The sequence below is a fragment of the Polynucleobacter sp. QLW-P1DATA-2 genome, from assembly GCF_001870365.1.
Classification (GTDB): domain Bacteria; phylum Pseudomonadota; class Gammaproteobacteria; order Burkholderiales; family Burkholderiaceae; genus Polynucleobacter.
Map to the genome: position 1 here is coordinate 427308 of NZ_LZMQ01000001.1, position 19419 is coordinate 446726.

At 42.9% G+C, this 19419-nt stretch carries 19 protein-coding genes and 1 pseudogene; 13 read left to right on the top strand and 7 right to left on the bottom strand.

The features are described from left to right. Positions 1 to 117 precede the first annotated feature (117 nt). On the bottom strand, positions 118 to 516 hold the full coding sequence (cadR, locus tag A9236_RS02075) for a Cd(II)/Pb(II)-responsive transcriptional regulator (protein ID WP_011903514.1): 399 nt from the start codon (positions 514 to 516) through the stop codon (positions 118 to 120). Positions 517 to 614: 98 nt separating this feature from the next. Here cadR and A9236_RS02080 point away from each other — a divergent pair, with 98 nt between their 5' ends. From A9236_RS02080 to A9236_RS02110, 7 genes are all read left to right on the top strand, one after another. Next, positions 615 to 2795 (top strand): heavy metal translocating P-type ATPase, encoded by a 2181-nt coding sequence (locus A9236_RS02080; RefSeq protein WP_011903513.1) that lies wholly within the window; start codon positions 615 to 617, stop codon positions 2793 to 2795. 41 nt (positions 2796 to 2836) lie between these two features. After that, positions 2837 to 3349 carry a hypothetical protein gene (locus A9236_RS02085; protein ID WP_011903512.1) on the top strand — a complete coding sequence of 171 codons (513 nt, stop codon included), beginning with the start codon at positions 2837 to 2839 and terminating at the stop codon, positions 3347 to 3349. A 249-nt stretch (positions 3350 to 3598) separates the two neighbouring features. Continuing rightward, positions 3599 to 3868: a hypothetical protein gene (locus A9236_RS02090; protein ID WP_048812151.1), complete on the top strand. Its 270-nt coding sequence runs from the start codon at positions 3599 to 3601 to the stop codon at positions 3866 to 3868. 71 nt (positions 3869 to 3939) lie between these two features. Continuing rightward, positions 3940 to 4221, top strand: coding sequence for a copper-binding protein (locus A9236_RS02095; RefSeq protein WP_011903510.1), 282 nt, complete (start codon positions 3940 to 3942; stop codon positions 4219 to 4221). Then, positions 4218 to 4856, top strand: a complete 639-nt coding sequence (locus tag A9236_RS02100) for a hypothetical protein (RefSeq protein WP_011903509.1) — start codon at positions 4218 to 4220, stop codon at positions 4854 to 4856. Before A9236_RS02095 ends, A9236_RS02100 begins: the two co-directional genes overlap by 4 nt. Before the next feature lie 22 nt (positions 4857 to 4878). Beyond that, on the top strand, positions 4879 to 5205 hold the full coding sequence (locus A9236_RS02105) for a heavy-metal-associated domain-containing protein (RefSeq protein WP_011903508.1): 327 nt from the start codon (positions 4879 to 4881) through the stop codon (positions 5203 to 5205). Then, positions 5202 to 5597, top strand: coding sequence for a hypothetical protein (locus A9236_RS02110; RefSeq protein WP_201721399.1), 396 nt, complete (start codon positions 5202 to 5204; stop codon positions 5595 to 5597). Before A9236_RS02105 ends, A9236_RS02110 begins: the two co-directional genes overlap by 4 nt. A gap of 1033 nt (positions 5598 to 6630) precedes the next feature. Here the strand turns inward: A9236_RS02110 and A9236_RS02115 are convergent. From A9236_RS02115 to A9236_RS02125, 3 genes are read right to left on the bottom strand one after another with little or no spacing between them, the layout of a single operon-like run. Continuing rightward, on the bottom strand, positions 6631 to 7974 hold the full coding sequence (locus tag A9236_RS02115; protein ID WP_071467721.1) for a chloride channel protein: 1344 nt from the start codon (positions 7972 to 7974) through the stop codon (positions 6631 to 6633). Beyond that, on the bottom strand, positions 7971 to 8495 hold the full coding sequence (locus A9236_RS02120; RefSeq protein WP_071467722.1) for an HPP family protein: 525 nt from the start codon (positions 8493 to 8495) through the stop codon (positions 7971 to 7973). The genes A9236_RS02115 and A9236_RS02120 overlap by 4 nt, the downstream gene beginning before the upstream one ends. A gap of 3 nt (positions 8496 to 8498) precedes the next feature. Next, a complete protein-coding gene (locus A9236_RS02125) occupies positions 8499 to 9581 on the bottom strand; it encodes an HPP family protein (RefSeq protein ID WP_236638657.1) in 1083 nt (360 codons plus the stop codon). Positions 9582 to 9697: 116 nt separating this feature from the next. On the opposite strand from A9236_RS02125, the gene A9236_RS02130 reads away from it, so the two are divergent. The 5 genes from A9236_RS02130 to A9236_RS02160 all read left to right on the top strand — a co-directional run bounded on the left by A9236_RS02130 (position 9698) and on the right by A9236_RS02160 (position 15341). Further along, complete coding sequence (locus A9236_RS02130) at positions 9698 to 10051, top strand: hypothetical protein (protein WP_071467724.1); 354 nt, start codon at positions 9698 to 9700, stop codon at positions 10049 to 10051. Positions 10052 to 10137: 86 nt separating this feature from the next. Continuing rightward, complete coding sequence (gene pal, locus A9236_RS02135) at positions 10138 to 10629, top strand: peptidoglycan-associated lipoprotein Pal (protein ID WP_071467725.1); 492 nt, start codon at positions 10138 to 10140, stop codon at positions 10627 to 10629. A gap of 32 nt (positions 10630 to 10661) precedes the next feature. After that, on the top strand, positions 10662 to 11174 hold the full coding sequence (locus A9236_RS02140; protein ID WP_071467726.1) for a hypothetical protein: 513 nt from the start codon (positions 10662 to 10664) through the stop codon (positions 11172 to 11174). A gap of 332 nt (positions 11175 to 11506) precedes the next feature. Continuing rightward, positions 11507 to 12442 carry a formylglycine-generating enzyme family protein gene (locus tag A9236_RS02150; protein WP_071467728.1) on the top strand — a complete coding sequence of 312 codons (936 nt, stop codon included), beginning with the start codon at positions 11507 to 11509 and terminating at the stop codon, positions 12440 to 12442. Positions 12443 to 13466: 1024 nt separating this feature from the next. Continuing rightward, the gene (locus A9236_RS02160) at positions 13467 to 15341 is read left to right on the top strand and encodes a carbon-nitrogen hydrolase family protein (protein ID WP_071466009.1); all 1875 of its coding nucleotides are present in this window, start codon (positions 13467 to 13469) and stop codon (positions 15339 to 15341) included. Between the two features lie 657 nt (positions 15342 to 15998). On the opposite strand, the gene A9236_RS02165 is transcribed toward A9236_RS02160, so the two are convergent. Beyond that, positions 15999 to 17006, bottom strand: a complete 1008-nt coding sequence (locus tag A9236_RS02165; RefSeq protein WP_083393523.1) for a tripartite tricarboxylate transporter substrate binding protein — start codon at positions 17004 to 17006, stop codon at positions 15999 to 16001. Positions 17007 to 17034: 28 nt separating this feature from the next. Further along, on the bottom strand, positions 17035 to 17541 hold the full coding sequence (locus tag A9236_RS02170; RefSeq protein WP_236638658.1) for a VOC family protein: 507 nt from the start codon (positions 17539 to 17541) through the stop codon (positions 17035 to 17037). Between the two features lie 87 nt (positions 17542 to 17628). Between A9236_RS02170 and A9236_RS02175 the strand changes: the two genes are divergently transcribed. After that, the gene (locus tag A9236_RS02175) at positions 17629 to 18366 is read left to right on the top strand and encodes a GntR family transcriptional regulator (protein WP_071466008.1); all 738 of its coding nucleotides are present in this window, start codon (positions 17629 to 17631) and stop codon (positions 18364 to 18366) included. 817 nt (positions 18367 to 19183) lie between these two features. Here A9236_RS02175 and A9236_RS11220 read toward each other — a convergent pair. Next, a pseudogene (locus tag A9236_RS11220) lies at positions 19184 to 19419 on the bottom strand (transposase); the annotation flags it as partial.

Here is a 19419-nt window from a genome sequence, read left to right on the forward strand (position 1 = left end):
ACTCATGATTAATGAGGTATCTTTAGATGTCTGCTGTGGGTCGGAAGCTGTCCAATGGGATGAACGGACCCGGATGTCTCAACTCGGCCAATAAGAGGCGGTAGTGTCACCTCTTTTTTACTTCACGGGTAGCGATAATTTATTTAAGATCCCGCAGTGTGCTGAGTCCTGATTCGCATGACATTGTTTTCTGAGCAGCTTTAATTGTCGTTCAAGTTGGCGTAGCTCATTAATTCGATTGCTTACACCTTCAATATGAGCATCAAGCAATTCATTTACTGCACCACAGTTTTCATCTGGTAAATCTTTTAAGCGAAGTAATTGACGAACTTCACTTAAGGTCATATCTAGCGAGCGGCAGTGGCGAATAAATGTAAGGCGTTGCAGGTGCTGATCCCCGTAGATTCGGAAGTTACCCTCAGATCGAGCCGGTTTTGCTAACAAACCCTCTTGCTCATAAAATCGAATAGTTTCCACTTGAATGCCTGTGGCTGTTGCTAGTTCACCAATTCTCATTTGACCTCCAAGTTTTTACATTTTTATTCTAATCCCTTGACTCTATAGTTACTATAGGGTGTTAAATGTTCTATGTCTTCATCATTTAGGTTTCCGCTATGAGCGAATGCAATACCTCCTGTAGTTGTTCTGCATCAACTCCTGTGACAAAGGCTTCTGAGATGCCGAGCAAGAATAAGGCCATCTATCGCATTGAAAATATGGACTGTCCAACTGAAGAGGCGCTTATTCGCAAAAAGCTAGCGAGTGTAAGCGGCATTGAGTCGCTGGACTTTAACTTAATGCAAAGGATGCTCACGGTTGGTCACAATCTCAACTCACTTGACGCTATCGAGTCCGCTTTGGGTTCAATTGGAATGCAGGCGGTGCTACAAAGTGGTGAGACTTCTACAAAGGGCGGCTCGATTGAGCCTATGCCTAAAACCAATTGGTGGCCATTAGCTGTTGCAGGTATCACTGCAACCTTGGCTGAAATCATGGAATTGCTGCAACTTGGTAATCAGTGGATTGTCATCACTCTAGTAATCGCCTCAATTGCTTCGGGGGGCCTGACCACTTATAAAAAGGGCTGGATTGCATTAAAGAATAGCAATCTCAATATCAATGCCTTAATGTCAATTGCAGTCACAGGCGCGATGGCGATTGGAAGTTGGCCAGAAGCCGCCATGGTGATGTTCTTATTTACTCTAGCTGAAGTAATTGAAGCCAAGTCATTAGATCGTGCTCGTAATGCGATTCGTGGCTTATTAGACCTCACCCCTGAAACCGCAACCGTTCAGCAAGCCGATGGCTCTTGGGTGCTAACGGATGTAAAGGCTATCGCTTTAGGTGCTTTAGTTCGAGTGCGTCCTGGAGAGCGAATAGCTTTAGACGGCATATTAATAAGTGGTAACTCGGCAGTAAATCAAGCGCCAATCACGGGTGAGAGCCTACCCGTCGATAAGATAGTTGGCGATGAGGTATTTGCAGGAACGATCAATCAGACGGGATCATTCGAATACAAAGTTACTGCAGAAGCGACTCATTCAACGCTAGCTCGAATTATTCATGCAGTTGAAGCAGCGCAAGGAAGTCGTGCGCCCACCCAGCGTTTTGTTGATCAATTCGCCAAGATCTATGCGCCAGCTATTTTTTTGCTTGCGGTGTTAGTCGCTGTTTTGCCTCCATTGTTAATGGCGCAGTCATGGCAGGAATGGATCTATAAAGCATTAGTCATGTTAGTGATTGCCTGCCCTTGTGCTTTGGTGATCTCAACACCTGTAACGATTGTGAGTGGCTTAGCAGCCGCTGCAAGAAAAGGCATCTTAATTAAAGGAGGTGCTTTTTTAGAAGCAGGACGGAGCATGAAGGTCTTAGCGCTCGATAAGACGGGGACGCTCACCTACGGGAAGCCTGCACAAACGGACTTTTTTGTATTAAGTGGCAATGACAAGTATATTCACGAAATTGCTATCAGTCTTGCGGCACGATCTGATCATCCCGTATCTCTAGCAATTGCCCATGCTAATCAAGAGCAAAAGAATGATTTAAAGACTGTGGATAGCTTTGAGGCGATTCTGGGTCGCGGAGTCAAAGGCGTTATTGAAGGTAATTTGTATTACCTTGGCAATCATCGACTGATTGAAGAATTGGGTTTGTGCTCTGATGATATTGAGAATCGTTTATTACCATTAGAGCAGCAAGGCAAAACGGCCGTATTGCTTACCAACCAAACAGAGGTTTTAGCCATTATTGCGGTAGCCGATACTGTTAGAGAAACAAGCAAGCAGGCTATTGATGAGCTTCACCAATTAGGCGTGACTACCATCATGCTCACTGGTGACAATCAGCACACCGCTAAGGCAATAGGTAAACAGGTGGGTGTCGATGAGATTATGGGTAATTTATTGCCTGAAGATAAGCTTAAAATAATTGACAGTCGCCTAAAAAAGGATCCCAATGTAAAGGTAGGCATGGTTGGAGATGGCATTAATGATGCCCCTGCTTTAGCAAGAGCAAGTATTGGATTTGCGATGGGGGCGGCTGGAACCGATACTGCGATAGAGACTGCTGATGTTGCGCTAATGGATGATGATTTACGCAAGATTGCTACCTTTATTCGGCTATCCAAATCAACCGCTCTAATTCTGACTCAAAACATTGTTCTTGCTCTAGGCATTAAGGCTATCTTCCTTGTGCTTACCTTTACAGGGCAAGCCACGATGTGGATGGCGGTATTTGCGGATATGGGTGCGAGCTTGCTAGTGGTGGCAAATGGATTGCGGTTATTAAGAAGCTAGGTGTTAGTTCATATCAAGCAGTTAACTCAAGGAGCACTAAAATGAAAAAGCTAGGATGGGTTGCGATTTTAAGTTTAGGTGTTTTACTAAGTGCGCCCGTTTTGGCGCAAACAGCAGGGGCGGGCACTAAAGCCTCACAGACACAACAAAAAAATGTTGATGTAGCGGAGTTTGATAAGCAAGCCGCTCAAATTCAAGAGAACTTTAAAAAGATGCAACAGCAGATGGATCAGATCCGTGCAACTCAAGATCCGCAAGAAAGGCAAAAGCTGATGCAGGCTCACTGGAGCACAATGCAGGGCAACATGAATATGATGCAAGGCATGTGGGGTTCGGGAATGATGGGTTGTTGTGGTGGTAACGGCGGCATGATGGGTGGACACATGATGGGTCCAATGATGGGCTGGAATGGTATGGGCCCTTATTACTCTAAATTAACACCTGAGCAGTTAAAGCAACGCCAATACATGATGGATCAATACATGGGTATGCAGCAGAACATGATGAACCAAATGATGCAGCAGAACTATATGTGGATGGATCGGTCAAGGTAGCAACTGGCTCGAGAATGGGGGGTGGCAGTTATCGCTTTGTAGCCCATTAGCAAAGGCTAATGCCATGTCGTTTAAAGCGACATGGCAGCTGTTAAAAGATTTCCAACCGTATTTCGTGGTTTTTTGGTGGGAAAAGCAGAATATCCCAAATGTAGCTAGAATCACAACATGCTTCGCGTTTGCCTACTTATCCTGTTAGTTGTCCTATTACCCATTCGCTCTTTTGCGTCTGAGAGTATGGGATTTAGTATGGCTCAGCCAACGCATTCCATGGAAATGATGGCTGATAGCGATGCCAGTCATTGCGAGATGATGCAAAGCTCTAGCAAGCAAGACCCTCAATCTGAGCAACATGACAAACCCACTTGTAATGCCTGCTCCTTGTGTATGGCATTTGCATTTGCGTTGCCATCCATAGCAATGAATTTTAAGCAACTCTCGTATCAATTTGCACAGCAAGAGCCATTATTCGTATATGGCGCACTCTTAGCTCTACCCATCAAGCCACCCATTTTGTAATCCCCCTAGCAGTAGTCCGTCCAAAATTTGGATGGAGTTGTTTATCTAATTAACTTTCCTTTGGGGGAAACATGAAAAAATTTGTATTTGGTATTTTATTTCTCATCACTTCACTGTCTTGGGCGGCGCCTGATTGGACCAAAGCGCAAATAGTCAAAGTAGAGCCTGAGCGTCATCGTATTGTGCTTAAGCATGAGCGGATTCAAAGCATTGATATGGATGCTATGACTATGCTTTTTGATACTGCGCCCAAGTTAAATCTTAAGGGCTATAAAGCAGGTGATCAGGTACGCTTTCAGGTCAAAATCAGTGATGGGGCGCTAGAAGTAGTTGCCCTGGAGAAGGCGCCATGAGGGTATGGCTTGTATTCATAGGCAGTCTTTTGCTCAGCCTTAGCGCTCAAGCCGCGCCAATGGGATTTAAGGATAGCTGGATGACGATGGGTGATTTTAGTAAAACCTTTCGAGAGCAAACAGCCAACTACGCCTTGACTCCTAGAGATGCTATTGGTGTGACTTCGACCTATATGCAAACGAATAACTATTCGCAAACTCAGCTTAATAATGAGCTCACCTACACTCGATTAGTTAAGCGTTGGAATATGCCAGAAGCACAAGCCAATATTTGGTTTATCGGCGGCGTTGGTGAGACTACAGGTAACTACTTTAGCGGCACTAAAGCTACGGTATCCCCTGGCATTCAGGCTGATTATGAGACTACTCGTTTGTATGCTTCAGCTAATGCTCGCATCTATGTGGCTGATGGCATTACCAATAATGTAGTTTCGGCAAGAGCTGGCTTTTCTTTCTATGAAGCGAACTACGATGAGACCCAACCATGGTTGATCGTGGAAGCTAGAAGAATGTCGATGGTATCAACCCAGTATGAAGTCACGCCTATGCTTCGGCTGATCCATAACCGTATTTTTGTAGAGGCAGGGGCGAACCTTCATGGCCAACCCCGCCTGAGCTTTATGTATGTCTACTAAATGAACTAACAAGGATTACAAAATGAAAAAGATTTTTATAGCAACGCTCTTAGCCCTCACTTTATCCCCAGCATTTGCTGTGACTAGCATGAAAGCAACAGTTAATGGCATGGTCTGCGCTTTTTGTGCTCAAGGCATTGAAAAACGGATTTCTAAAATGCCATCAACCAAGGCCGTCTATGTGGATCTCAAACAAAAGACCGTTGTTGTGGAGCCAAAAGAGGGTATGGCTTTAGATCAAAAAGCCATAATTGAGGAAGTCAAGGACGCAGGGTATGACATCGTCAAAGTAGAGTCAGTACCTAAAAGTGTTGCAGAACTCAAAGCAGAACTGGTGGCCAACAAATGATTCCTGAAAAAATGATTGCACCCAAAAGCAATCTCCTTACCAGCGTTGCTACGCTCTTTGCCAGTTCAAGCACTTTAATCTGTTGTGCAATACCAGCCTTATTGGTCGCTTTAGGAGCGGGTGCTACTTTATCCACATTTATCTCTATCTTTCCAAAGATCGTATGGATTAGTGAGCACAAGGTAGAAGTGTTTATTTTTGCGGGAGTGATGCTCTCTATTAGTGGTTATATGCAATGGCGCGGTAGATTTGCTCCATGTCCAACCGATCCCGTATTAAGAGATGCCTGTATGAGAACTCTTAAGGCTTCATTAATCGTTTATAGCCTGAGCTTATTGCTTTATTTAACCGGGGGTTGGTTTGCTTTTGTGCAACCACTGTTTTCAAGTTAAAAATAATAAGTCCATCATTCAAAAGTTCAAACCACCTTCGGGTGGTTTTTCTTTTTATGGCTGCTTTGGGTCGGCAGCAGTCAAAGCTCTTTATTAGAGCAGTATGTCTAAAGCCAGCAAGAAGCAGCTCATAGCAGGCGGTAAATCGTTTTAAACGTATTGCTATGTATTTTGGAATTCAAGCGCAGACAACTCTAACGAACGCGAATTCAAATATGTGATGGGTGCAAATCGTTTAAATGAATTGCTGAAAATTTAAAGCAACACAATGAAAGAGATGCTGTTTAAGTGCAGCTTTAAAACTATTAAATATTAATCTAATAATTTCACAAACTGCTTCTACATTCTCTTCTACACTTTGCTAAATTAACGTCTAAGCTATATTCTATATAGCCATAATAAGAGTTATTCTTCTCATAAGAAAGAAGCCCTAGGGGTCTTGTAGTTAAGACCTCAATAGATTCAAGAGGTTAGTAGTGAATTAGAGGGTATAAATTCACTACACACCGCTTACACACCGAAGCAAAAACCGAGGCGTGTAGTAAATGCGGTTTTTATGTGGTTTTGCAGTAAAAAAACACCAGCAGTAAGGTGTGTAGTAAATGTAAAGTTTTAGGGCCCATAGCTCAGTTGGTTAGAGCAGAGGACTCATAGCGAAAGTTGTGCCTTATGCGTGGAAACTGCATAAGGGATGGTGTCAAATTCGGAGAAAGCTAAAGGTAGAAATATCCAAGCTAACGCCGAGCCAAGCTTCAGTATGAAAGTGCTGTTGAAGGTGTAGAGACTAGACGGCACCCATCTAAGTTGAGCAATCAATATGATGAAGGCATAGTCCAGGGAGTAATGAAAATTACACAAACCGGAATCCTTTGGTCCCAGGTTCAAGTCCTGGTGGGCCCACCAATGAAATCAACGACTTAGGGAGAAATTCCTAAGTCGTTTTTCTTTCTGCGCCACTAGGTGTGTAAGCAATCTCCACATATCTTTCATGGTAACCCCAATAAACATATAGATCTGCAGTTGGAGCAATAAACTACTTGTGGATTGTGGTGACTGGGTATGGTTGAAAGGCTTTGGTCAATCGAAACAGCTGAATCTTTGCTAGGCTTGGGTAGAGTGGCCTGCTAATCATTTTTGATATACCGCCAGCAACAAGTGCACTTGCCATTAGACTGAGTACCAATCCATGCCCATCAACCATCTCCATTACGATAATGAAAGAAGTCATAGGTGCTTGCGTGACAGCAGCTAAAAATCCCGCCATTCCAATTGCGATAAGAATTTGAGCGCTAGGCAGAGTTAGAGCGGTAGAGATGGTGTTGCCAATTCCCGCACCAATAGCAAGAGATGGCGCAAAAATTCCAGCAGGCACTCCAGACCAGGTGCTAAGCCAGGTAGCTATGAATTTAAGGGGTACAAATAGATAAGAGGTGCTCTCTGATCCCGCAATGATTGACTGTGTGTGGGAATAGCCAGTTCCATAGGTCTCACCATTGCTGGCTATTCCTATGAGCGCCACAATGAGTCCGCATGCTCCAGCAAATATCAAGGGGGAGTTTGTTCGAAATTTTCCTAGTAAACCTCTGTTTACTCTAAGGGAAATAATCAATACTTTCGAAAACAATCCACCTAGGATGCCACTTACTAAAATCACTAATATGCAGGGTACGATAATGTTGAGACTAAATCCACCTGGCTGTATCACGCCAAAGTATGTGTAATTTCCATCGATTGAGATGCCCACTAAACCAGCTAATACTATTGACGCAATCATTAAGCCATTACTACGCTGTTCTAAAGATTTAGATAGCTCCTCAATGGCAAACATAACCCCACCCAGCGGGGTATTAAAGGCTGCAGCAATTCCTGCTGCACCACCAGCCATAATCAAAGATGCTTCAGAAATATTGGCTGCAGAGGGTAACCAGCGTTTTGCATTTCTCATGATCCCTGCAGCAATCTGTACTGAGGGGCCTTCTCGTCCAAGGGATAGGCCAGCTAGAAGTCCTGCTGAGGTAAGAAAAATTTTAACGATACTTAGCTTTAGTGAGACAAATAAGCCTCTATCTTCAGGTTTGCATTTAGAGTCTAATGCTGCGATCACTTGAGGAATCCCTGACCCTGCAGATCCTGGAGCAAATTTTCGGGTAAGGTAAACAATGACTATGGTGACTATTGGAGTCCAAAATAATGGAGCCCATCTATTGCGACCTTGAAGTGCTAAAAACCAATCAAAAGAAAATTCTGCTAACTTGGTAAATCCTACGATAGTGAGGCCTGCGACAGCTGCATAGCTTAAAACAATCGAGCGACCAGCCCATAGTTTCCAATTTAGAAATTCTTTCTTTAGTGTAACTAGAAATCTAGCGTAAATCATTTTTTCACCAATAGGAATTTCATTAAAACTTTATTGAATAAATAAGTTGTGATCAGCAATACAAGAACATCCAGAGCAATTGGATTGAAGGCTAAAGTGTAATCTCTAAGCCTCTCGCTAATAATCAGAATTGGTAAGATTATTGCAGGAGGATGCAAGCATTCGAGTAGAAGCATTAGGGAAAAGCAAGTTGCAAACGCAGCGATCATAACCCATTGGGCGTAATCAAATACATATACAAATGCAAAGCCTATAAGAGAGCATAAAAGATATGATTGAAGAATAACACCGGCTGAAGTCATAGATTTAGTAGGCATTGTAAATATCATCAATGCGCTAACGACGAACGGTACTAGCAATAGCAAATTTTCTTTACCTAACAAATGATTCAGTAGGTATAAAAGGCAGATCGTAATCGTGCTACCCAAGGTAATGACTAATTGCTGCGCAATAGAGAGCTGAGACGGCGGCGGCTTGAGCGCCTCATAAATTTTGGAGCACCAGCCTTTAAATTTATTCATGATTTATTTGATAGAACCATGAATTGCCCTGACAAAATCTGCCTGGGTTATCACGCCCACTAATTCGTGATGTTCGTTAGTAACTGGAAGGTGATGATGACCAGCACCTTCAAAAATCGCAACTAAATCAAGTGCATTACAGTTTGCGCTAATCACCTGAATATTTTTTTGCATGATTTGCTGAACTGCATTTGGGTAGGCGCCGGATGGCTTAACTGATGCCCTGTTAAAGCTGTGACGCATTAATCCTATAAGGCGCTGTCCAAAAGTTTTGTCAAAATTAACTGCGGCATACTTTAAAAAATCTTCTAAGGTGATAATTCCAACCACTTGATGATTTTTATCAACCACTGGTAGTAATTTAATATGGTTTTTTCTTAGCTTTGTCCAGGCTTCTTCCAAAGGCGTTGCCAATTCAACATAGATAGCAGGAGAGCTCATAATAGTAGGGCAAAGAATAGATCTTAATTTTCGTTGGTATGCATGTAATTCAACATCGCGAATAATATTTGCTAAGTCCCCTGGATTGATGTCGATGAATTCTTTGTACCTTGCTAAGACTTCATTAATTTCTTTGCTATTTCCGTCATCACCCGCAGATAATTTTGTGGTGATTGGCACCTGATGTGGGTATGTCTTTCCAGTGGCCCTGTTGTAGGCAACACCTGCTAAGACTAGCAATAAGGAGTCTATAAAAACTGGAAATAATGCGAATCTGTAGCTAATAATATGACCGAGAACAGCGCTTAAGGCAGTTGCTGCAGCCGGGGCATGGAGGCAGTTAAGAAAAAGCATTCCTAGTATTGAGACGCCAATCGCTACGGGAACACCAATTCTAGGATCTGGAATCCAACTGGCGCATGTCACACCAACAATCGCAGCAACTAAATTGCCACCTATTACTGCTTTGGGCTGAGCCATAGGGCTTGAGGGGAGCACAAAGATAAGTAGTGCGCTGGCCCCAAGCGAGGCCATAGCCCAATCATTAACTTGGGTAAATTCACCAATAAATTTACCGAGAAAGGCCACAAATGCCCCGCCAATCACTCCTCCAATTGCAGATCGCCAGTGTTCGGAAGATGGCACAGGTATTTGATTTTTATTGAAGAATTGCCAAATCGGTTTCATTTCATCCAAAATTGAGGTGAGAGGGTAATATATGAAGCATTATCCATATTCCTTGCGGGTATAGAATCGCGTACATGGTTTTAAGTAAAAAGACCCTCATTATTGGCTTATGCCTTTTACTGATCGCATTCAGGGCGGCAGCTGGGAACATTTTTATTCAGAGTGCGGTGGAAAGAGCCCACCTCCAGGTTAATAGTTGTTCGAGTTTGGGTGCTGAGCATGCCTTGACCCAACAAGATTCTACTGACGACAAGCAGCCTGTAAGCGCCATGTATGTGATGTACCATGTTACCGCCAACGTGAGTGATACTCAAATTCTCATACCAGCTCAAGCTGAGTCAGTTATTGCTTACGGCATGCGAGGCGATAGACTGTATTTCGACAATATCCCAGACTCTGCATTTAAACCCCCAAAACACACCCTCTAATTTCTATAGGGGGTGGGGCTTTGATTATTCCCCATCGAAATTGTTTTTATCTGAACCTGCTTTCAGATATTTTGGGAATTTCTGCAATGTCAAAGTTATACAAATTATTATTCGCCATTTCCCTTATCGGGCTCATTTCTGCCTGTAGTAGCGTCAAATTAGATGATGTCAATAGCGTCGCCACTGTAAATGCTGGTGGCTCCATGACCTACGATCCAATTGGCGATCCAAAGTCTAGTGTTTATGGCAAACGTTCAATCTATTTTGTGTTTGATAGCTATGCTATTGATCCAAAATATGCATCCACAATTTCAGCGCATGCCTCTTACTTGAAGGCATTTCAAAAGCAAAAAGCCTCGGTAATTATTCAGGGGAATACCGATGACCGCGGAACTGCTGAATATAACTTGGCACTTGGGCAACGACGATCTGAAGCCATTAAAAGGGCTTTAGTGAGTCAAGGCGTTAGCGAATCTCAATTAGAGGCCGTGAGCTTTGGCAAAGAGAAACCTGAAAATCCAGCACAAACCGAAGCGGCTTATGAAGAAAACCGTCGAGCTGACATCGTTTATCACTAAATATTCACACGATCCATTATTTGGAAAACATTATGAAAAACTTTTTTAGAGTAGTTTGTCTTTCAACTTTGGTGTTGGCAGGCTGTGCAAATAACAAGCCTACCAGCACTGAGTTAACACCAGAGAACAAGGCTGAGATTCAAGAGCAAGTTAAGACCGTTCAGAAAAAAATGTCTGCCTGTGTAGCGGGGGTTAATAAAACAGATGATACGAAATATGTTGATGCCAACATTATTGTTATTTCGACTAACAACCCAAATGCGAACAAGTTATTCAATTCAGCCGACTTCATCAGCGATGAGCAGGCTGTTGAGCTGAAAAAATTCAAGGAAGCAACTATGCAATGCCGTCCAATTGCTAAAGAGCTGCCAAAGCCAGAATTGGTGGCAGTTTATGAGTATTACAACTCTAAAGTAGATGATGTTTATAACGATCTAGTTAATAAAAGAATCACGATTGGTGTTGCTAATCAAGAGAGGCAAATGCGATTGCACTATACCAACGACAAGTGGGCTCAAGCCATGAAGACTTACCAGGGAGGTTAACTCATGGGCGCTAGATATAGATTTGTTTGCCCCTCTTGTAAGTTTGACTGTATCTGCTCAATTGGTAGAGAAAGAACTGGTAGCTATTTAAGCGTACCCATGATTTGTCGCCAATGTAAGGATGTTGCGGAATATAAGGTCACCGATCCTTTGAGTCTATCAAGTTCCTATCTCGGTGATCTCTCTTGTAGGGTCTGTCACTCTAGCGAGTATTTAGATGAGTGGGATGGAATTACGTGCCCGCAATGCCAAAAACCGATGCGGGCCATAGGCGCTGATGTCGATGCTAAAAAGTCAGACGAGGATTTTGGTTTTGGGCGTAGAGGTCGATTATGAATATAGACTCAGTTGAACTGAAAAATAATCATATTGGAATGAGCTTTGCTCGTATTCCTGCTGGAAGTTTTTTGATGGGTAGTAACGAGTCGGAGGATTCTCTGAGAAAAGATTTCCCTCAGTATGATTCTGCGCGACTCTCAGCATTTGATGATGAGAGCCCCTTACATAAGGTCATAATTTCCAAGCGATTTTGGATGGGCCAGTATCCAGTTACCGTTGGTCAGTTTGAGTTATTTTTAGTCAATTCAGGATATATGCCTGAATCGATCCGAGATGGTACTGGGGGTTATGGATTTAATCCACTTGATGTCAACACAAAAACCATAAACGACGAAGTTTTTGAAGGCCGCAATAGCTGTTATGCGTGGGATAAAACTGGATTTACTCAAGAGGATGATTTTCCGGTAGTGAACATTACTTGGAATGACGCTAATGCTATGGCTGGGTGGTTAAGTGAAAAAGAGGACAAGAGGTATCGATTGCCAACAGAAGCTGAGTGGGAATATGCCTGTAGAGCTAGAACGAGTAGTAGATACTTTACTGGTGACAATCCAAGTTCACTTTTCTCACATGCAAAAGTATTTGATTTGGATACCGCAAGGATTTGGTCGCAATGGCAACAATATGCTCTTGACCATTACAGTCATTATGAATTTGCGGCGCCTGTTGGTAGATTTCTTCCTAACCCATTTGGCCTATATGACATGATTGGTAACGTATGGGAGTGGTGCTCTGATTGGTATGCAGAAAATTATTATCAAGAATCACCAACGATTGATCCACAAGGGCCCAAAGACGGCGAAGCAAAAGTCAGGCGTGGCGGATCATGGCACACATGGCCTTTGTACTGCAGGTCCTCTTTTAGAAATGTGAATACACCAGACTCAAGATATATATTGCAGGGGATGCGCTTAGTGTTGGAGGAATGAAACGTCCTTTAAAAGGACGTTTCATGCATAGGGTGCCCCAATCACCATAAGGAGTCGTCATCCTTGTGTCAGTCAAATCCTCGCTAGGCCGCCAAACTCAAATGTACTCCTTGGGTGGGTCAAAATAACTCAACCAAATCAACCCCATACAGACACCCAGGAAAGTTCTGCGCACAAAGTTTGCCTATGGTGGGGCGAACCTCTTAAGCCTTATCTAAAGTAACACCTACTAAATTCATCCAAAAACTACTTTGGAGCAACGAAGTGTTAGATGGTTTTTCCAAAATCCTTTGGTTTTGAAAACCAAAGAGTGCGCTAGCATTTCTTGTAGTCTAGTTAATCTAGTCACACAAATACTCGCACACCGATAACCAAGCGACGTAAGCTCTTGAAATCCTAATGGTTTTCTTTGGATATCTGCTCTCATAAGAAAGAAGCCCTAGGGGTCTTGTAACAAAGACCTCAATAGATTCAAGAGGTTAGTAGTGAATTAGAGGGTATAAATTCACTACACACCGCTTACACACCAAAGCAAAAACCGAGGTGTGTAGTAAATGCGGTTTTAGTGTGGTTTTGAAGTGGTAAACACCAGCAGTAAGGTGTGTAGTAAATGTAAAGTTTTAGGGCCCATAGCTCAGTTGGTTAGAGCAGAGGACTCATAGCGAAAGTTGTGCCTTATGTCGGGAAACTGCATAAGGGATGGTGTCAAATTCGGAGAAAGCTAAAGGTAGAAATATCCAAGCTAACGCCGAGCCAAGCTTCAGTATGAAAGTGCTGTTGAAGGTGTAGAGACTAGACGGCACCCATCTAAGTTGAGCAATCAATATGATGAAGGCATAGTCCAGGGAGTAATGAAAATTACACAAACCGGAATCCTTTGGTCCCAGGTTCAAGTCCTGGTGGGCCCACCAGAAATGAAAATACCAGCCTTCGGGTTGGTATTTTTTTAGCCTTTGTGATATTTCCAAATTAATTTCATTGGCATCTGCTATAGTTTTTGAAGCCAATCAAACACATAGAGCTCATGAAAAAAACCACAGCATTTCTCATCGCATTTTTAGTCGTTTCTTCAAGCGTGATTTATGCAGCAGAAATTAAGGTTGCTGCTGTTGAATTTAACCCAACTCCAAAAGATGTGGATGGCAATGTTCAGAGGATAGTAAAGGCGGTTACTGATGCTTCGGTCAATGGCGCAAAACTAATGGTGTTGCCGGAATTCTCAGTCACGGGATTTGGATTTTCGCCTACTAACCCAAATGATTTAGATACGATTCCTGGAAGAGCTACTGCAGCACTTGAGAGGGTGACACGCAAATACAACAACTATGTGGTGGTTGGAATGTATGAGCGCGATACGATAACCGGAGTTATTCATAACTCAGCTGCTTTGGTGGGACCCAAAGGACTTGTTGGAAAGTATCGAAAAAATCAGCTACCCGAAGGTGACTATGACACTGCTGCACCAGGAAATCTCGGCTTTCCAGTATTCAATACTGATATTGGCAAGATAGCCATCCTCATCTGTTTTGATGATAGCCGACTGCAATCATTACTCATTCCTAGTCTGCGCGGAGCTGACATATTGGCTATGCCGATTGGGTCAGACATGATGCCTAAATTCGAAAAAATGAGTAATGGCAATCATTCGACTATTTCCAATATTGCTGTTTTGGCAGGTTGGACAGGAATGAATGTGGTTGCTAGCAATCAAACAGGTTTGATTAGCTTTCCTGCCATGGGTTTAGTGGATCAGTTCACTGGGGGTTCTACGATTTGGGACAACAATGGCAAGCAACTTAGCCAATCAAAGGTATCCACATGGACCAAGCCCCTGCCACCCGAAACGATTTATGCAACGATTGATGCAGATAAAAAGAGTGAACAAAAAGCATTTTGGCTAAAACATCGTCGTCCTGAGTTATATCAAGTCTATAACCTCTATAAAGCGCCTGTCGATCCAGCTGCTAACAATACTCAAAATCAGATTTCAGCACTCTTAGTTCAGTATGACCCTAGTAATGGTAATGTTGAAGCAAATGCCAAGAAAGTAGATTCATTAATTGAGAAGAACCAAAACGTATTTAATCTAGCTGTATTGCCTTTTAATTCCTTCTTGGGAAATGTAAAGTTGAATAAAACTAATATTCAACAATATGCAGAACCGTTGAATGGCAAAAGCTATGCCCTGGCTTCTGACATGGCAAAAAAATATAAGACTTATCTCTTGTTCTCCATGCCTGAAGTGAGCGATGGAAAATATTACGAGACCGCCATTCTGTTTGATTTCAATGGAAAACAGGCTGGCGTCTATCGTAAGACCCATTTAAATGATGCAGAGCAGTCTTGGGCAACTGCCGGCAATAATCTTCCAGTATTTGCTACCAATGAGTTAGGAAGGGTTGCCGTTGTGTTAGACGATGAAGTACGAATTCCTGAGTTGACCGAGGTGTATGCATTAAATCGGGCAGACTTGATTCTGGTGCCAACAGCATATGATGGAAAACAGTATGGCAGTCCGGTGAATATTCCTAAAGGTTTGGTGCCTGATGCCAGTAATCGCGGCATGAACATTTGGTTTGATATGGCCAAGTATTCTCAAGCCTATACCTTGGTGGCTAATTATCGACAGGATTCGGATAAAGAGTTTGTACGAAGTGCTGTCTACTCATTAGTACCAGAGGAGGGTTACTATCCTCCAAACATTGCGCCCAATAAAGAAACTGCTCATCAGGTCATGTTTACTACGCATGCTAATAATACATTCTGGATTAATCAGCAGAGTTTAGTGGTTGGAAGGCGCTATGATCTTGCTACCCCTTTAACTTTAGATATGCAAGGCGATTGCTTTAAGGAGTGGCAAGCTAATTCAGCTAGAGTGGGATTGTGCAAGGGAAATTGAGGTGGTTGCTCCCTGCACTATTAATTGCCAACCTTACTGACTATACGTAGGCCGCATTCTGTGGAGTTCTATCCTAGCCTTCTGTCCTCATAATCCTTTGGTCCCAGGTTCAAGTCCTGGTGGGCCCACCAGAAATGAAAATACCAACCTTCGGGTTGGTATTTTTTTGTAGCGTTACTTTAAGTAACGCTTGTCTCTGGAGGTATTCAGTAGATTAAAATGACTTATGACTGAGATTATCCAAGCTGTCGTGCGCTTACTCCAATGAATCAAATGAAAAAGATAGTGTCTCGAAGCAGTGGCAAGAGCACTAACTCATGGTGTTGCTTTGCTTGTATAAAAAGAAAGCAAGCTGCCTTAAAGGCTGCAAAAGAGAGGGCCAGATAGTACCCAAAGTTATTGCATAATTCGAACATTATTTTCCCCAAGATCTAGTTCGCACGTTCGAATCATGCTGGGCAGGTTAAATTTCTCCAAAACCTATTTCTAAAGTGCCTGGGTTCATACATGCGTCAAGTTCACAATATAGTCATATTCTGTGCCAACGCCCGGGCCTAACCCACAATTAATTTAATGGGCCTGTCTGGGTAAGTTTGGGGATATGCATTGCTGGCAACAAGCAGGTATTGAAACTATTTCTACAAAATGTCCATGACATCAAATGCCATCTACCTCTATACCGCGATCTTTGACTAATTTTTTCCATTTAGCCGCGTCCTTATCAATGAATGCGGTAAATTGCTGTGGCGTCATGGGTAGCACTGTTAATGTCTCGGACTCAAATTTGGCAACCACTTGAGGATCTCTAAGAACACGATTGATTTGGGCATTCATCGTATTGACAATATAAGCAGGGATGCCTGCAGGCCCAGAAATCCCATACCACTGTAGACTAGAAAACTCTGGCATACCAAGTTCAGTAAAGGTGGGCACAGTAGGTATTTGAGGCATACGAGCATGAGAGCTAACAGCCAAAGCCTTTAGGCGGTCGGCCTTAATAAACTGCAAGGCTGCTATCAGCCCCGGAAAGGCGATATCTGTTCGTCCAGCCATAACATCAACCATCGCTGGACCAATGCCGCGATAAGGTACATGCAAAAATGGAATGCCGGTAGCGACACTTAACTGCTCAACCAGCAGATGAGATGAAGTGCCAGGACCTGCAGAGCCATAAGTTGCCGGTTTATTTCGCTTCTTTAACTCAGTTAACAAAGCATCTAGAGATGTTACTTTGCTGAGTTCTGGACCAACCACCAAAACATTGGGAGAGCCGCCTACCATTCCTATGTGCGTGAAATCTTTCATCGTGTCATACGGAAGATTTCGAACAGCGGGATTAGTGCCGTGCGTACTAATATTGACAATCATGAATGTCTGACCATCAGGAGCAGCGCGCGCAGTAGTTAGGCTTGCGATGGTTCCTCCCCCGCCACCAATATTTTCTGCAATGAAGGGGGTGCCCATTGCTTGAGATAGCTTATCAGCTATTGTTCGAGCAATCAGGTCTAAGCCACCCCCAGGTTGCGCTGGAATAATAATTTTTACCGGCTTTCCCGTAGGCCAAACTTCTTTAGCCCGCACGCCGCTTTGCCCGACCAGCATCAGACCAACACCGCCAAATCCCACTTGCAATAAGGATCTACGAGTCTTAGAAATAAGCCTCATTTTGAGCTCTTGTCGGACGATGAAAGGATTAGGCTAATACCTTTCCATGTACACCAGCACTTAGTGTTTTTGCTTCCCAGCGCTCCATAGGAACGACCTCAGCAACTGGGCCTCCTGGTGAGCGAAATTTCACTGGCAAATGTCCTGGCTCAGTCAAGATCTCGCCACCATTTGCCTTGATTTCTTTAATGAAAGCATCCAAATCTTCCACTTCCATTCCAATGTGGTGAATACATGGGGCTGGACCAGCAAAATCAGCTTCATCTGCATTTTGTGTTTCATAGTGAATTAAAGTTAAATCCATATATCCATCAGTCATGTGGCAAGAAATGTGATCGCCATGCTTGCCTTTTCGAAGAACGGTATTGACATGCTTATATCCAAATACAGTCTCATGAAACTTTCTAGATTCATCGATATTCAGAACGCGCATTGCAATGTGTTTAATTAAATTGGACATGACATTTTCCTTTGGGCAGTAGTTAGAAGCTTGTTGCGAGACGCTATAGATAATTGGGTTGTTGGATTCATTCATATTAATCATATATATGATTAATATGAATGTCAAGGATAGACCCAAATTCAAGTAAAATAGGCTAAAACGCGCAAAGGATCGTCATTTATGAGTAAGCGTAGCGGCATAGATCAACCTCTCTATAACTCTGTCAGAAGCCTAATCTTGACCAAACTCAGAGCCAGAGAGTGGTTACCTGGGACCAAAATTCCAACGGAACCTGAATTGGCTAAGCTGTTCGATGTAAGCGTTGGGACCGTAAGAAAAGCAGTGGAAGATCTCGTCTCAGAAAAAGTACTCATTAGGCGAGCTCGCATCGGAACCACAGTTGCCACCCATGAGCAACAAAATCAATTCAGCACTTTCTTTAATTTTTTAGCTCGTAAAAATAGTGAGATGGTCATTGAGCAAAAGCTCCTATCTTTTCAGAAAGTATTGGCGGATAGTGCTTTAGCAACTATTCTTAAGGTGCGCGAAGGCGATCCACTGATCATGATTGATAACTTGCGCATCATCAATGGTCATCCCGCTATGTATGACCGCATTTGGCTCCCGCAAAAGAAATTTTCAAAACTTACACAGAAGGGTTTTGAAACCAGAAGTGGATCCATCTATTCACTCTATCAATCACAATTTATGATGACCATTGTCAGAATTCATGAGCAGGTTGAAGCGATTAAAACTCCGGGATTTGTCATGCAAGAATTGGAGCTCAAGAAGAATGAGCCCGTTTTACAAATTAGTCGCTATGCCTATACCTATGGGAATGACATCGTGGAATATCGAAATCGCTATGTCAATACAACTTTTAGTCTATATCTTAATGAGATTGGATTGAAAGAGTGAGAGGCCTTGTAGGAAATATGCTAAGCGGTGGCAAGGTTAGAGATAAATTAGTTGTAAATGCCTTTTGTTTTCCGAGCAAGAATCTGGTTGGTTGAATAGTGGTTGGGACGGCCGTAAGGGCTGTAAATATCAAATCATAAAAAATTACTTCTAGCTAAATATCGCATATTCAATAACCATAATTCGTAGATATCTGCTTTGGGTCTATAACGCTCACCAACCATAAGTAAAAACAGTTTGGAGCAACGAAGTGTGAAATGGTTGTTCCAAAATTCCTGTGGTTTCGAAAACCAAAGAGTGAGATAGTGTTTGCTGTGATCTTATTAATCTAGTCACACAAAAGCTCACACACCGATAAACAGGCGCTGTAACCTCTTGAAATCCTAGTGGTTTTCTTTGGATGTCTGCTCTCATAATCCTTTGGTCCCAGGTTCAAGTCCTGGTGGGCCCACCAATGAAATCAACGACTTAGGGAGAAATTCCTAAGTCGTTTTTCTATTTGTGCCACTGAGTGTGTAAGCAATCTCCATACTTCTTCCACTGCAACCCCTATAGATATATAGGTCTGCCATTGGAGCAATGAACTACTTGTAGATTGTGGTATTCAATATTTAAGGCCTGCTTACGGCCGAGGCTGTGTAAAAACCCAAAATACTTCCATTGATTTAGATTTAAAGCGTGTACACGGGTTTTGGCCTTAAATCAAACGCTTCTGGTTGAGCCAACAATTCTGTTTTGGTAATTTGTGATTTTTTAGTAACGCCTCGTAGAGGCGTTACTCAGGCCTGTTTATTACGGATTGAGTAAGGCTTTCGCCTTATGTCGCCATCGCCTTCATCAGATTGCTACTGCCCATGATCTTCATGACCCGTTTGAGGTTGTAAGCCAGGATATGCAGACTCATTTCTGTACTCACATGCTCTTTGGTTTTGGTGAGGAAGTGAGTGGGCCCCCATCCAACTCTTTAAGGTTCCAAAGGTATGCTCAATGGTGCATCTTCGGATCTTCATGGCATCAGGCATGGCTTCTAGATTGGTTTGCATCTGATCTAGT

Bases quoted from the DNA above. Each gene is read 5' to 3' on its own strand.
- A9236_RS02160 (WP_071466009.1), top strand. From the start codon at position 13,467: ATGAAAAAAACCACAGCATTTCTCATCGCATTTTTAGTCGTTTCTTCA.
- A9236_RS02105 (WP_011903508.1), top strand. From the start codon at position 4,879: ATGAAAAAGATTTTTATAGCAACGCTCTTAGCCCTCACTTTATCCCCA.
- pal (WP_071467725.1), top strand. From the start codon at position 10,138: ATGTCAAAGTTATACAAATTATTATTCGCCATTTCCCTTATCGGGCTC.
- A9236_RS02085 (WP_011903512.1), top strand. From the start codon at position 2,837: ATGAAAAAGCTAGGATGGGTTGCGATTTTAAGTTTAGGTGTTTTACTA.
- A9236_RS02100 (WP_011903509.1), top strand. From the start codon at position 4,218: ATGAGGGTATGGCTTGTATTCATAGGCAGTCTTTTGCTCAGCCTTAGC.
- A9236_RS02120 (WP_071467722.1), bottom strand. From the start codon at position 8,495: ATGAATAAATTTAAAGGCTGGTGCTCCAAAATTTATGAGGCGCTCAAG.
- A9236_RS02165 (WP_083393523.1), bottom strand. From the start codon at position 17,006: ATGAGGCTTATTTCTAAGACTCGTAGATCCTTATTGCAAGTGGGATTT.
- A9236_RS02115 (WP_071467721.1), bottom strand. From the start codon at position 7,974: ATGATTTACGCTAGATTTCTAGTTACACTAAAGAAAGAATTTCTAAAT.
- A9236_RS02080 (WP_011903513.1), top strand. From the start codon at position 615: ATGAGCGAATGCAATACCTCCTGTAGTTGTTCTGCATCAACTCCTGTG.
- cadR (WP_011903514.1), bottom strand. From the start codon at position 516: ATGAGAATTGGTGAACTAGCAACAGCCACAGGCATTCAAGTGGAAACT.
- A9236_RS02150 (WP_071467728.1), top strand. From the start codon at position 11,507: ATGAATATAGACTCAGTTGAACTGAAAAATAATCATATTGGAATGAGC.
- A9236_RS02175 (WP_071466008.1), top strand. From the start codon at position 17,629: ATGAGTAAGCGTAGCGGCATAGATCAACCTCTCTATAACTCTGTCAGA.
- A9236_RS02140 (WP_071467726.1), top strand. From the start codon at position 10,662: ATGAAAAACTTTTTTAGAGTAGTTTGTCTTTCAACTTTGGTGTTGGCA.
- A9236_RS02090 (WP_048812151.1), top strand. From the start codon at position 3,599: ATGGCTCAGCCAACGCATTCCATGGAAATGATGGCTGATAGCGATGCC.
- A9236_RS02130 (WP_071467724.1), top strand. From the start codon at position 9,698: ATGGTTTTAAGTAAAAAGACCCTCATTATTGGCTTATGCCTTTTACTG.
- A9236_RS02110 (WP_201721399.1), top strand. From the start codon at position 5,202: ATGATTCCTGAAAAAATGATTGCACCCAAAAGCAATCTCCTTACCAGC.
- A9236_RS02095 (WP_011903510.1), top strand. From the start codon at position 3,940: ATGAAAAAATTTGTATTTGGTATTTTATTTCTCATCACTTCACTGTCT.
- A9236_RS02170 (WP_236638658.1), bottom strand. From the start codon at position 17,541: ATGAATGAATCCAACAACCCAATTATCTATAGCGTCTCGCAACAAGCT.